At 39.3% G+C, this 13061-nt stretch carries 12 protein-coding genes and 3 pseudogenes; 11 read left to right on the top strand and 4 right to left on the bottom strand.

Annotated elements, in window-relative coordinates; genetic code table 11:
- Nucleotides 1-221 precede the first annotated feature (221 nt).
- Nucleotides 222-1454, top strand: coding sequence for an MFS transporter (locus tag QUF86_RS27285; RefSeq protein ID WP_289336370.1), 1233 nt, complete (start codon nt 222-224; stop codon nt 1452-1454).
- 74 nt (nt 1455-1528) lie between these two features.
- A complete protein-coding gene (locus QUF86_RS27280; RefSeq protein WP_289318893.1) occupies nt 1529-2080 on the top strand; it encodes a DapH/DapD/GlmU-related protein in 552 nt (183 codons plus the stop codon).
- Between the two features lie 325 nt (nt 2081-2405).
- Here QUF86_RS27280 and QUF86_RS27275 read toward each other — a convergent pair whose 3' ends face one another.
- Nucleotides 2406-2612, bottom strand: a complete 207-nt coding sequence (locus QUF86_RS27275; RefSeq protein ID WP_483313965.1) for a Tn3 family transposase — start codon at nt 2610-2612, stop codon at nt 2406-2408.
- Nucleotides 2613-2888: 276 nt separating this feature from the next.
- Between QUF86_RS27275 and QUF86_RS27270 the strand changes: the two are divergent.
- The 5 genes and pseudogenes from QUF86_RS27270 to QUF86_RS27250 all read left to right on the top strand — a co-directional run.
- A pseudogene (locus QUF86_RS27270) lies at nt 2889-2984 on the top strand (PadR family transcriptional regulator); the annotation flags it as partial.
- 462 nt (nt 2985-3446) lie between these two features.
- Nucleotides 3447-3767: pseudogene (locus QUF86_RS27265) on the top strand (PadR family transcriptional regulator).
- A gap of 62 nt (nt 3768-3829) precedes the next feature.
- Nucleotides 3830-4103: pseudogene (locus QUF86_RS27260) on the top strand (DUF1048 domain-containing protein).
- Nucleotides 4104-4145: 42 nt separating this feature from the next.
- Nucleotides 4146-4499, top strand: a complete 354-nt coding sequence (locus QUF86_RS27255) for a DUF1048 domain-containing protein (protein WP_289336369.1) — start codon at nt 4146-4148, stop codon at nt 4497-4499.
- Complete coding sequence (locus QUF86_RS27250; protein WP_289318891.1) at nt 4496-4828, top strand: DUF1048 domain-containing protein; 333 nt, start codon at nt 4496-4498, stop codon at nt 4826-4828. Before QUF86_RS27255 ends, QUF86_RS27250 begins: the two co-directional genes overlap by 4 nt.
- A gap of 478 nt (nt 4829-5306) precedes the next feature.
- Here the strand turns inward: QUF86_RS27250 and QUF86_RS27245 are convergent, their stop codons facing one another.
- Entirely contained in the window at nt 5307-6155 is an 849-nt protein-coding gene (locus QUF86_RS27245) for a VTT domain-containing protein (RefSeq protein WP_289336368.1), read from the bottom strand.
- Nucleotides 6156-6570: 415 nt separating this feature from the next.
- On the opposite strand from QUF86_RS27245, the gene QUF86_RS27240 reads away from it, so the two are divergent.
- Complete coding sequence (locus QUF86_RS27240; RefSeq protein WP_289323220.1) at nt 6571-6951, top strand: winged helix-turn-helix transcriptional regulator; 381 nt, start codon at nt 6571-6573, stop codon at nt 6949-6951.
- 34 nt (nt 6952-6985) lie between these two features.
- On the opposite strand, the gene QUF86_RS27235 is transcribed toward QUF86_RS27240, so the two are convergent.
- Nucleotides 6986-8059 (bottom strand): SDR family oxidoreductase, encoded by a 1074-nt coding sequence (locus QUF86_RS27235; RefSeq protein ID WP_289336367.1) that lies wholly within the window; start codon nt 8057-8059, stop codon nt 6986-6988.
- 624 nt (nt 8060-8683) lie between these two features.
- On the opposite strand from QUF86_RS27235, the gene QUF86_RS27230 reads away from it, so the two are divergent.
- From QUF86_RS27230 to QUF86_RS27220, 3 genes are all read left to right on the top strand, one after another.
- The gene (locus tag QUF86_RS27230; protein ID WP_289336366.1) at nt 8684-9766 is read left to right on the top strand and encodes a glycerophosphodiester phosphodiesterase; all 1083 of its coding nucleotides are present in this window, start codon (nt 8684-8686) and stop codon (nt 9764-9766) included.
- A 145-nt stretch (nt 9767-9911) separates the two neighbouring features.
- On the top strand, nt 9912-10790 hold the full coding sequence (locus QUF86_RS27225; RefSeq protein ID WP_289336365.1) for an endonuclease/exonuclease/phosphatase family protein: 879 nt from the start codon (nt 9912-9914) through the stop codon (nt 10788-10790).
- 248 nt (nt 10791-11038) lie between these two features.
- Complete coding sequence (locus QUF86_RS27220) at nt 11039-11524, top strand: peptidoglycan-binding domain-containing protein (RefSeq protein ID WP_289336364.1); 486 nt, start codon at nt 11039-11041, stop codon at nt 11522-11524.
- Nucleotides 11525-11813: 289 nt separating this feature from the next.
- Here QUF86_RS27220 and xerS read toward each other — a convergent pair whose 3' ends face one another.
- Nucleotides 11814-12941 carry a tyrosine recombinase XerS gene (xerS, locus tag QUF86_RS27215; protein WP_289318885.1) on the bottom strand — a complete coding sequence of 376 codons (1128 nt, stop codon included), beginning with the start codon at nt 12939-12941 and terminating at the stop codon, nt 11814-11816.
- Nucleotides 12942-13061 lie beyond the last annotated feature (120 nt).

Here is a 13061-nt window from a genome sequence, read left to right as displayed (position 1 = left end):
CATTATTAGTGACTTATTAAAAACATTTAAAAAGTATTTGTTTCTATACTTTTTAAATGTTTTTAATAAGTTTGTTTACATAGGAGGTAACTCAAGATGGAAGCTACATTATTTATATGGATCACCAAGTCTTAGACTTGATCTCATGATGAATGGAACACGAACGTAAAACAAATGGAAAGTACAATTGAGCACCGAATAATTAAAAGCGAGGTTTGAATATGACAACATTCCTTTTAGTCATCATTTATTTGGCTTTTATTAGCTTAGGTTTACCTGATTCATTGTTGGGGGTAGCATGGCCTGTGATGCAATCTGACTATGGAGCCCAACTTGAGACTGCTGGATTACTTTTTATGACGATTGCAGGTGGTACAATTATTTCCAGTTTAGCCAGCGGAACGGTACTTAAACGGTTCGGAACTGGTAATGTAACATTTGTAAGTTGCTTAATGACTGCTGGAGCATTGCTAGGCTTTCATTTTGCTCCATCGCTAGTTTGGTTAATTGTATGTGCCATACCACTTGGATTAGGTGCAGGATCTGTTGATGCAGGATTAAACGATTATGTTGCTACACATTATAAGGCACACCATATGAGTTGGTTACATTGTTTTTGGGGCGTCGGTGCTACTTTTGGTCCTATAATTATGGCTCAGTTTATTTCAGAACAACATTCTTGGAGAAATGGTTATTTTGCAATCTCTGGAATTCAGTTCACTTTAACTGTAATACTTCTCTTCACTTTGCCCTTATGGAATAGAGTGAAAAAAAACAGCAACATCACCTTAAATGAAGAGCCGGAAGATTCAAAAGGTGTATTTTACAATGTAGATGGTAAACATGTAAAACCTTTACAAATTAAAGGAGTTAAACTGGCTCTGATCTCCTTCTTGTTTTATTGTGGGGTTGAATCAACAGTAGGTCTTTGGGGAAGTAGCTTTTTGGTAAATGTCAAGGAGTTACCGGTAGCGGTCGCTGCACAATGGGTTTCCTTATATTACGCAGGAATAACAGTGGGTAGATTTATTACAGGCTTTATTACCTTTAAAATGAGTAACCGCACTCTCATTCGGATGGGGCAAATATTAGCATTATCTGGTGCCATACTTCTATTCCTACCATTGCCTTCCACTTTTTCGCTTGTAGGTTTTATTATGGTTGGACTAGGATTAGCACCGATATTTCCGTGTATGTTGCATGAAACTCCAACACGTTTTGGGAAGAAGCATTCCCAGACAATTATGGGCTATCAAATGGCTGTTGCCTATACAGGTAGTACTTTCATTCCACCTCTTCTTGGTTTCATTGCATCTCATTCAACAATAGGAATCTTCCCATTTTGTATTGCTGTTTTTGTTGCAGCAATGCTCCTAAGTTCAGAAAAATTAAATACCTTACTGACAAAGAAGGATTTATTAAAGAGGAAAGATAAAAGCTCAAAAGCATTTTAATCAGGTAGGAATTCAATAGATAACAAAGTTGCTTATTTTATATCAAGGAAAAAAAGTATTAGGAGTGATTTAGTATGAAAACTGAAAAAGAGAAAATGTTAGCTGGAGAATTATATACAGCAATGGATGAAGAGCTTAGTAAGGATCATATAAAAGCACAGGAAATACTTGCAGAATTTAATGTATCCTTAGTGGAAAACAAAAGCGACCTTTTAAAAAATTCATTTGGAAAAACTGGAGAAAATTTTTGTGTAAAACCAACTTTCCGTTGTGACTATGGTTACAACATCTATGTTGGAGAGAATTTTTTTGCAAATTACGATTGTATCATATTAGATGTTTGCAAAGTTACTATCGGAGAGAATTGTATGATCGGACCAAGAGTATCCATATATACTGCAACCCACCCTTTAGATGCAGAAACAAGAATAACAGGGTTGGAATATGGCAAGCCAGTTACCATCGGCAATAATGTTTGGATTGGTGGTAGTGCAGTAATAAACCCAGGAGTAACGATAGGAGACAATGTTGTTATTGCGTCAGGTGCAGTAGTAACTAAAGATGTAACAGACAACGTTGTAGTTGGGGGTAACCCTGCGAAAATACTTAAACAAATTGAAGGATAAAATTGCACAATGATTTTCAAGCAGAAAGAATTAATTACAAGTAAAGTGATTGCATATACTGATAGACGAGTTCAACAGTGCCAAAAATTCAGGATGCTTATCCCCACCTAAAGAGTGGAAACTTAATTACAAAGGCTAGAATTTAATTATTAAAACTGACAAGCAAACAGATTTTTGGCAAAAAACACATTATGGTTTTCAGCTGATAATGGACATTTTTATACAATGGGGTACCGTCAACAAAACGCGAATTTACAACGTTAAGGGGATCTGGATACAAAAATAGCCGATTTTCACCACGTTAAGGATGTAAACGGCTTTAGGACTATTCTTGATTTAAGGACTGCAATGATTCTAAGTTGGTAATTCCTTTTGGATTGAAGCGATACTCTCCAAGGAAGTTGATATGTTCCCATCCTAATGGAGATATTTGCTTTAATAAATCCTCCCGTAACATTCCTTTACTTTGAAGTAATTCGGTAGCTTTGCCTAGATAAACTGTATTCCATACACAAAATTCAGTATAAAGCACATCCCCTGTAAAATTATTTTCCTTCGTGCAAGTGCTTTAAACATCTTGACTAATGCAACTAGATAATGCGTCTGAAAATTTGTATCAAAACTGATTTCTCCCGTATTGAGAAATCGGTTTTTTATTTTACATAAAAACTGCCTTAAATGCTTAGACTTAGCAAGTTTAAAGCTGCCCAAATAAATGATATGAAAAAATTAATTGACACATTTCCTTATACTTAGTAATACTATATACTATTACTAAGTAATACTGATTAGTTTGTAAGGAGGATATATGAAACATTTAACGGAAATGCTTAAGGGAGTTCTTGAAGGTGTGGTGCTCCAAAAGATTCAAACAGGAGAAACCTATGGTTATGAAATTACTAAGTGAGCCAGTTCCTTCTCTTACATCTTGTTGATGATGCTTTTTGTCAGTTCCGCATTTGTTCCTGTAGATGGAATGCCCAAGGTAGTACGCCTATTCGCAGAAAATCAACCTATGACACCAATTATTCAAACAATCAGAAATCTATTTAATTCACATGCTGTTGGAAACGATTTGTGGGTGTCTATTGGCTAATCATTATGATTTCATATTTATATGGAATGAAAGCTTATAGGAGAGTATAAGCACCTCAAAATTTGTAAGGGAGTAAACATTTTAGGGAGGGGGATAGAAAAATTGACAAAGATAGTACTCTTTGTTATTATATAGTGGTAGTAAGTAATACTGAATATCTGTTACACAAAATAGCTGATTCACAAAAGAGTAATTCAAAAATTTTAACTCACTATTCTGTAATACAGATTATTGTCATCACAAAGTACTAATAAGAAAGAAGTAAAAAATATGAATAAAATCACAGAAATGCTTAAAGGTGTGCTTGAGGGCTGCGTGCTAGAAATTATCAGCCGTGGCGAAACCTACGGCTATGAAATCACGCAGCAGCTGCGAGCACTGGGCTTTAGTGACATTGTGTAGGGAACAGTTTACACCATCACAATGCGGCTCGAAAAAAATAAACTCGTGGATATTGAGAAAAAGTCATCCACGATGGGCCCACCGCGCAAATTTTATCGGCTCAATGAAGCTGGCCAGCAAGAACTGGAAAATTACTGGGTCAAATGGAACTTTATCTCAATCAAACTAAACGAATTAAAAGCAAAATAAAGGAGAATAAACATGAGTATTTTCGCTAAAATCCTTGGGGATTTTAGCAAGCAGGGAGTGAAATGGAAAACCATGCAAAAGCCTTACCTGAAGACTACTACAACGCCTACAACGCGATGCAAAAATATCTTTGGAACTCTGGCGGCGTGATGGATTGGCAAGAAACGATATTCGTCTTTAATCACATCATCGACCTTCTTGAAGAAGCCGCAGCCGATGGCAAGCGCGTTAAAAGTTACTGGCAACGACGTAGCAGCCTTCTGTGATGCTCTCGTCATTGATGCAAACTCGTGGGTTAATAAGCAACGTCATAAACTGAACGATACGATTAAATAATAGAACTTTGCTGAACAGCTTAGTATCTTAAAGGAGACTACAATGAACTTTTTAGAAAAAATAACCGGCAGCGATATGACTAAAGAAATGAAAGGTTTTGAAGCACGAGCAAAAGTCTTGCCAGCTGAATATCAAACTGCTTGGAAAGAAATTATAAGTAATCTCTGGATTCACGGAGATTTCACCGGTCGTAATCTGATGCCGATTCTTGACAGTGCTCTTGAACTGCTTGAAGTTACATCAGCAGACGGCCAGAGCGTCGAAGAAGTACTAGGAGATGATATCAAAGGCTTCTGCACAGCGCTTGTTGGTGACGAAGGCGCAAAAACTTATAGAGATAAATGGCGTGACCAACTCAACAAGAACGTAGCAAGAAAATTAGGAGGACTGAAATGAGTATCAAAAAAATCATCGAAGGCAAAAAAGAATGGAGAGCACATGTTTCGCGTGTTAAAGCGCTTCCACAAGATTACCAAATTGTCTATAAAGAGATCCAAAAATATCTCTTCAAAGTCGGTCCTGTTGAGCTAAACGAAGGTATCGGACTGCTCTCGGAAATTCTCAGCTTCTTTGAAGAAGGCGCAGCTGCTGGGAAAGGTGTGCTTGAAGTCACAGGAACAGACGTTGCTGCTTTCTGCGATGCACTGATTGAAGATTCAAAAACTTACGCTGATCTCTATCAAGAATCGGTCAATCAAAAAGTCGATAAGGCTATGAAAAAATAGAAGGAACGTAGTACTTGACGGCAAAATTCAATCGAACTTTTGCCTAAGTACTGCGCTAACCTAACCTCCCAATCTCTCAGTGATATAAATGAGAGATTGGGATTTTTAATACTGGAATATCCTTTACGTTGTAAATCCGCGTTTTACTGGCGGTACCCCTAATGGAACTACCATGAAAATAAGTTTCTTTAAAAATGAAAAATGACAATACTTAAGAAGACCCTGCTCAATCGTTTTAAAAAAAAGAGGAGAGCGTTAATTAATTAGTCTATAGATTAGGGTTGACTGGATTAAGGTCAGTATCAGTATTGACACTTCCTAACCATTTTCATTCTTTGCGATTCATGGATGGCTAACGGGGCAGGTTAGTTCCATAAACGTAAGCAACAGTGTTAAGAATGAATGGATTTGATATCTAGAATTTTTTCGGTCACAAAAAATGCTATACTTTCCAGCGTTTTTCTCATAATACATGCTGCTATTGTATTTTTCTTTTGTTTAAAACCCGTTTTACTCCTATCGATAAAATAAACAATACACCAGCAGCAAGTGACACAGCCGAGATTACTTCCTGTCCTGTCAGGGTGAGGGCTTTTGCCAATTCGACTGAATATGATAGGGATAAGGCTGTCATTAGTTTTGAGAGTGAGGCGATCAGAATAAATCTGCAAAAAGAAACTCCGCCTATCCCCGATCCAAGGCAAATGATTTCATCTGGGAGAATCGGGATAATAAGCAGAAGGAAAAGAATGGTCGTTTCATTTTTTTCTACATACTTTTGGTAGCTTTGCAAGTGCTTTTCTTTTACTAATTTTAATGCAAGCTTTTGTCCGCCAACCCTAGCTATAAGGAACATGACTGCTATGCCGGAAATAGTTCCGGAAAAACCTAGATAAGTTGCGGTAAATGAGCCGAAAACTGCACTGCCTGCAGGAATAGTTACTGCTTCGGGCAAGGGTAATATGATTGGCTGGAGGAAACAAATAAGGAGGAAAAGGAGTTTGCCTAAGAGGGTATTTTCTCCCAAAATGCTCTCAATACCGTTCGCATCTGCCAGAACCAAAAACTTTGTAGAATAAAAAATCATACAGACAATAATCAAAAAAATGCTCAAGTAAACTAAGGAGAGACTTGTAAGTTTTAAATAGTTTACTTTTTTCATTTTTATCAAGACAAGATTAATAGACAGAATGCCTGTTAAGATGACTGTAAATATAACTTTATAAATTATCAGCTGCGATGGTAAAAACACAAAAACGCACATGGCTGCAAACGCAGCCATCAATAAATTCGTCCACAACTCAGGCAGTTTCTTTCCAAAAACCACAATATTCTTTCTCCCTTTAAGTGAATTTTATTTGTATGATTAAGTGTACTGGCGATGCCATCTTAAGAAAACAGACCTGGGGTTTAACTGAAAGTAAGGCCTGAGGCTTAAATCTCTAAAATGTGCGATTATTCCCATTAACATACATTCAAATTCAAGGGAAAAAGTACCCCTAATTAGCTAACGGGGCAGGTTAACTGAAGAGTGCGGTTTGATCTTTGTTCAAGGGCGATATTCTTGAATAAGAGAAGGGATTATTCGTAAGTAACCGAACTATTAGTTATACAATTAACGTGGTCTGGATAGCGCAATATTTTGTATAATGTTCAAAGACGGACATTTAATGTCTCCAATTCATCGGATGTTTACCAGTGACCTGTGTCAAAATATTAGGAGAAGGGAGCCAAGGTGTGTAATGAAGAACCCTGATAAGATTTACAACACTGCCGTAGAGGCAACTTTAGAGGTAATTGGAGGAAAGTGGAAACCTGTGATTCTCTTTCATCTAACATTTGGCAAGAAACGTAACAATGAATTGAAAAGCTTGATACCCGAAATTACTCAAAAAATGTTAACGCAGCAACTTCGGGAGCTAAAAGAGGAAGGTGTCGTCTTACGCATTTCTTATAATCAGGTTCCACCAAAAGTCGAGTACGAGTTGACAGACTACGGCTGGAGTCTAAAGGAGATCCTGCATCTGATGTGTAGGTGGGGGGATTCGCATATAGAGAGAAAGTACAGGGGAAGGGCTACCCTTCTGGCCAATCCACAGCTTGAAGACGTACAGAACATATAAGAAGCGGGCCTTGTATACAAGGCCCGCTTTGCGTTTATGGGATGACTTTGCGTTTCCGAAAGTCGTCGAAGATGTTCATAAACATCGCTTCGGTATCGACGTATTCGTGAAAACCAAAGCGACGGGCCTTAGTTCCGTCGGCGAAAAAATCGTAATCCCAAGAGAACACAAAATCACCGAATTTCCAGGATGATAGGTCTTTATAGGAATGACCAGCAAGCCCATGATTATCGACCATTTTGTTCCAAAGTGGCTCCTTGTCCGCCATGACAACGTCCAGTGACATCTGCAGCGGAGGCGCCGTCTCCAAGCCGAAATAGTGCGCTATCTTCGGCCATAATTCATTCCACCGGAACAGATCACCGTTCGTGATGTTGAATGCCTGATTGGCACAACGTTCTTCAGTCGCCGCCCATACTGTTGCCTTCGCGAGAAGCCCCGCATCCGTCATCTCCAAGAGACTGTCGTAAGCACCAGGCTTGCCGGGAAACCGCAGCGGAAGTCCAAGCTCCTTCGAAATTGAGGCGTAGATCGCAATAACCATGGCGAGGTTCATCGGATTTCCAAGCGAAAAGCCACAGACTACAGAAGGACGGAGCGCCGTCCAAGTCCAAGCCTTACCTTTTTGCCTTTGTTCTAAGAAATCTTGCTGATCAACATTGAACTCGGGCGGCATATGTTTAGCATCTGTCTCACGGGCAGGCGTCTTGAATGGGCCGAGATGTGCTCCGTATACCTTGTAACCCTGCATCAAACTGACATGTTTTAATCCAGAGGCGATTGGTTCGATCGCCTCTACGGTGTTCACTAGCATGGCGAGGTTGGGAGGAACAAGTTCGGCCCAAGTTGGACGGTCCTGATAGGCGGCATAGAAGATATGTGTTACCTCAGTTAAACACCCTAGCTTCTCGCGGGTGTCGTCAATATTGAGTAAATCCGCAGCCACATACCGTACACGGGCGTCAGAATCTCCGCCTCGACGTGATACGCCAATCACGTCCCAATCAGGGAGGGTAATTAGGTGATTAATGAGGTTACGACCGATGACACCATTTGCGCCTACGACCAAGGCGACTTTGCGTGTGCGTGTTTGAGGTGCATTATTCATAGTGTTCCAGCTCCTTCTATACTGTGCTTAGTTCACTATTATTTTGCATCAAGGAACCACACTTGAGAAGTACGCACTTTGAAGTGTCATAAGCACTTTTTTGTAATCCAGCAGTACTCATAAGACAGATCTTCGGTGTTAATAGCATATGAACCTCAAAAAATCATTATAGGAATTGTTTGAAAATGTAATGATTATTCAACCCCGTTTTTTTCTTTATCCTCTCTTAAACACCAACATTAATTTATTTTTCAAAATAGATCAGAATGCTGAAAATGCTCATTACTACGAGAGAGAAACGGATTTACTGATGTTCTGGGAAGATCTTCAACAATTGGGCGCGATTTTTTAGTAAGAATCGCTTTTTCTATAGAACAAACGGGGAAGTTAGTTTAGGAAATCTCCCGAAAAAAATGTATTTACTACTATTATTTTACGTTTCTATTAATTATGACGATTAAATTATTTGTTCAAAGCTTACAATAAAACCTCTACCTATAAACGGATTCCTATTATTCTCTTTAATTTTACCTTTCTTTATTCTATCTTAACATCTACGTATATGAGGATTTACACTTTCCATCTATTCTTAAAAATGTACCGGATAAATAAGGAGTGGAGTAAATGGGAAAAAAAAAGACCTTAGCCGCAGTGATTGCTGCACTTATGATGTTTTCAGCACAGCCTGCTTTGGCTGATATTGAGTCAGACCGTTCTGATAGTAGGAGCTTCGGTCCAAAGACCTTTGACCTTCAGGCACACCGCGGGGGAATGGGGCTTACTGTCGAGTCGACTATTGCATCGTTCTCCCATGCACTAGAAATGGGTGTGAATACACTTGAGCTTGACGTGCAAATCACAGAGGACCACCAGGCTGTTGTCACGCATGATCGCAAAATATCAGGAAGAAATTGTAAGGATACAACCCCCGCTTTCGCTGGTGACCAAGAGTTCCCATACGTAGGCAAGTATATAAAGGACCTAACTCTTGCTCAGATCCGTACGATGGACTGTGGTACAAATACCAAGCCTGAATACCCAGATCAACAACCGAGCCCAGGCGCTAAAATGCCGTTGCTAAGCGAGGTTATCGACCTTGTGAAGCACTACAAAGCCAAGAAGGTGTGGATGAACATTGAGACAAAGGTAGAGGCTGGTGCATCTTGGGAGACAGCTCCACGTGAAGAGTTCGTACAAATCGTCGCTCAACACGTTCGCGAGGCAGGATTGCTTGACCGCGTTTCAATTCAAAGCTTTGACTGGGGCGCGCTTATGCGTATGAAAGAGGTAGAGCCAAGCTTACCTGTCGTTGCACTGACCAATGGTCCGCAATTCTTACAGCCAGGCCAACCGGGGGCTTCTCCGTGGCTGGGTGGAATCGACATCGATGACTTCGGTGGAGACCTTGTGGCGGCAGCCAAATCGTTTGGCGCGGATGCAATCTCTCCTGTTCACGGATTCCCACAAAACGGAAAAATTACTGACGAGAACTACGTACCTTATGTAACAAAGGGCATGGTGGAGGCTGCGCACAAGTCTGGCATGAAGGTCATCCCGTGGTCAATCAACGATATGCCAACGATGAATAAGCTTATTGACGACGGAGTCGACGGAATCATCACCGACTACCCAGACCGTCTGCGTGAGGTCATGGAAGAGCGTGGATTCGAACTGCCTAAGGGGTATAAGGCACCGAAAAGTTATTAAATATTAAAGATTAAATAATTCAATGAAATCAGTTTTAGAGAAAATCTATTTATTTAATAAAGTAAGCCACCAAGTTTTAATATTTCGACAATAAAAATTTTATACTCTAAAAATAGTTAATAGAAAACTTTGAGAGGTGTTAGCCTTGTTTAAAAAATTATTTATTTTATTGCTGTCCATGATTCCAATGTTCTCGTACAGTAGTGAAACTCATGCCACAGAACTACCAATGTTTGAAAGGGGTAATGAGACTGACATTAAAGTTATGGCTTATAATATTCATCATGGAGAGGGAACAGATGCCATTTTGGATTTGAAAAGAATTGCAGACATTATTAAAACATCGGGTGCTGATATCATTGGTTTGCAAGAAGTAGATAATCATTTTTCCGAGCGAAGTAATTTCGAAGATCAAGCGAAATGGTTGGCAACTTACTTAGGAATGCATTATGCATATGGTGCAAATCTTGACTATGAACCTTTACAAGAAGGAGAACACCGTCGCCAATACGGAACGGCCGTGTTAAGTAAATATCCTATCCTTTCTGCCGAAAATCATATGCTCACCAATATTCCATATCCAGTAAACCCTACTGAGCAGCGCGGTCTATTGGATACTGTGATTAACGTGAGAGGAAATCATATTCACTTTTACAATACGCATCTTGACAATAAAAGAGCCCAACAGAGGGATTTACAAATCAGGGAGATACTTGACATTGCAAAACAAAAAGAAGGAACAAGTATCTTTGTAGGAGACTTCAATGCTACACCTGAAAGCTCAGAAATTCTAAAGATGTCTGCACAATATAAAGACGTATTTGCTGAACTCGGTCAAAATGAAGACTTTACCATACCAGTAGATAAACCAGATCGTCGCATCGACTATATTTTTACTTCTGAAGATGTCAAGATTAGGACTGGGGAAGTTATATACACTAATGCATCTGATCATTTACCAATTACTGCAGAGTTAGTACTGAAAAAAAATTCGCCATTTAATAACGGGATAGGCAATAACTAACCCCTAATAAGGACTACCTATCCTTGATTATTGTGAATATGAAACCCATTCAGTAAAGAAACTGAATGGGTTTTTTATTAGGTGTAATTTTTAAATAACTACAAATCTATAATTGAACCTATTTCTGTGGTCCTTCAGGTGACACTGTTTGTTTAGTTCAAAACAGGACATTGGTAGGAAGGGGAATATAAAATAGGAGGGGAAATAGTAAGGTAGTGTGGATCACAAAAAAAGAGGGAGATGGCGGTATGAAGAAATTACTAACTAGTTTGGTAGTATTAGTAATGGCCCTAGGGATATCTTTTTCCACCGCTTCAGCATCTGCTGGAGGTTTTCACCACCCAGAAAGCTGGGATAAAAACTCTATTTTGCGGAAGGACACTCATGGGGTAGAGGTCAGAAATATGCAGTATATCCTGAATGTCATGGGTTTTTATACGGATTCAGCAGTGGTTGATGTTGATGGGATTTTTGGGCCGAAAACCGAAGCGGGTGTAAAGAAATATCAAAAAGAAAACAACCTGAAAGTGGATGGTGTGGTTGGCCCTCGGACGTGGGATAGCTTCTCACAATACATTAAGAAGACTGGCAATGAAACATATGGAGCAGGCGGAAACATGGGTCTCAGAATCAAATGGAAGTACGACAATTCTTCCTATACATCCGGCTCTAAAGCCTATATTTACGGTAATGGAGATACATTAAGCGACCAATATCGCTTGTATGCGAATTAAAATACAGGATGGCCCTAACATATGAAAAACGTGTCTAAATAGGCACGTTTTTATTTTTTGCTTTCACGAGTTGTATGTTGTATCTCCCAATTTACTCCTTGCTTTCGTTCAGTTGGTCCTTGATTGATTTTGGGTGAATTTTTTATTGTCATGGTCAAACTTCGTAAAGAATGCCCTTCTCATAATCGAGAGGGGCATTTTTATAAAGCAAGTCGTCCTGAATTATAGGTCTAACCTTATTGGCTATACATTCTAATTAAAATAATAAAGAAATCTTCTCCTTTTTCATTTAATCCTTTTCACGATAATTGGTTCTTCGCTCTCCCAGCTGTTTTGCAGCCTTTTTAGCCTTCTCCTGCTCAGGGTTTGTGTATAGGGCAGCCGTGGTGGTTGAAGTATGACCAAGTTGAGTCATCAGTAAATGGATGTCTCCTGACTGCTCCATTAAGTTCGTCCCATAAGTATGTCTAAGTTTGTGTGGGGACATCGATTTATTGGTCTTAAATGCCTTCGTATATTTCTTAACTAGGGCCTCGATGGCACGGTTGGAGAGAGGGGTCGCTCCATCATTCACCCTAGTCAAGAATACATAAGCAGTATCATCGTTTGATCCGCTATAACGCTCCGTTCGTATAGCTAGGTAGTCTTTTATGTCCTGCATAGACGGAGGAGAGACTGCCACAACATCCTTTTTTCCACCCTTACGTAAAACATGTATTTGTTTTTCCTCGAAATCCAAGTCTCGTAGCCTTAAGTTGGATAACTCGTTCACCCGAATTCCGCTTCCTAAGAAGAGGGATAAGATCGCAAAATCACGTTCCTTGTCCCTTTTAAAATAAATGAGTTTCCTGGACTTTTCAGGTAGTTCCTTTTCATAGTTATGCTTCACGAATTCAAGAAACCGAGCATCCTCATCATTGTGGAAAATCTTTGTCGATATTCTGGAAGCCCGCGCCCCCAAAGTCTCTTTCACTTTATTCACTTCAATTTTCAACATGACATTTCGGTAGAAGTAAGGTTCGCCGTCGTCATTTTCTGTCTGTGTCGTTAAATACTTGAAAAGGGAACGTAATGCTGAAATTTTCCGATTGACGGATACTTTTTCCGCTTTTTTTGTTTCCTTCTTATTGATAGGGATATTTCTCCGTTCCAAAAATTTTATAAAGGATTGGGCTTCAATCAACTTCAACTTTTCCAGCACTGTCAGAGGGATATCCTTAATATGCTCCTGCTCAGCAATGCCTTCAGATATCAGCCACTCCAAAAATAATTTATAATCAAGAACGTAATTCAAGAGGGTGGAAGGGGACCGGGTATCCAATTTATTGTCAACATATTCAACGATATAGAAAGGCATGGACTTAACCAGCTGTTCCAACTTCTGCTCATGAACTTGATGTTGTCTGGTGTTAGCCATTGGTCGACTCCTTTTAAGTTGATTTTTGCGTAAAATTCAATTTTTACGCATAGTTGTTTACATAATAATATTATGTGTTGTTAAATACCTAACGTAAAAGTCCATGTAGGGATATGACTG

Source organism: Peribacillus sp. NJ11 (assembly GCF_030348405.1).
Taxonomy (GTDB): Bacteria; Bacillota; Bacilli; order Bacillales; family DSM-1321; genus Peribacillus.
The sequence above is the reverse complement of the archived record's forward strand: the minus strand, read 5'-3'. Positions and strand labels throughout refer to the sequence as shown.

What these genes read in the sequence shown, in the direction of transcription:
- QUF86_RS27285 (WP_289336370.1), top strand. Translation starts at nt 222, where the DNA reads ATGACAACATTCCTTTTAGTCATCATTTATTTGGCTTTTATTAGCTTA.
- QUF86_RS27280 (WP_289318893.1), top strand. Translation starts at nt 1,529, where the DNA reads ATGAAAACTGAAAAAGAGAAAATGTTAGCTGGAGAATTATATACAGCA.
- QUF86_RS27255 (WP_289336369.1), top strand. Translation starts at nt 4,146, where the DNA reads ATGAACTTTTTAGAAAAAATAACCGGCAGCGATATGACTAAAGAAATG.
- QUF86_RS27250 (WP_289318891.1), top strand. Translation starts at nt 4,496, where the DNA reads ATGAGTATCAAAAAAATCATCGAAGGCAAAAAAGAATGGAGAGCACAT.
- QUF86_RS27240 (WP_289323220.1), top strand. Translation starts at nt 6,571, where the DNA reads ATGAAGAACCCTGATAAGATTTACAACACTGCCGTAGAGGCAACTTTA.
- QUF86_RS27235 (WP_289336367.1), bottom strand. Translation starts at nt 8,059, where the DNA reads ATGAATAATGCACCTCAAACACGCACACGCAAAGTCGCCTTGGTCGTA.
- QUF86_RS27230 (WP_289336366.1), top strand. Translation starts at nt 8,684, where the DNA reads ATGGGAAAAAAAAAGACCTTAGCCGCAGTGATTGCTGCACTTATGATG.
- QUF86_RS27220 (WP_289336364.1), top strand. Translation starts at nt 11,039, where the DNA reads ATGAAGAAATTACTAACTAGTTTGGTAGTATTAGTAATGGCCCTAGGG.
- xerS (WP_289318885.1), bottom strand. Translation starts at nt 12,941, where the DNA reads ATGGCTAACACCAGACAACATCAAGTTCATGAGCAGAAGTTGGAACAG.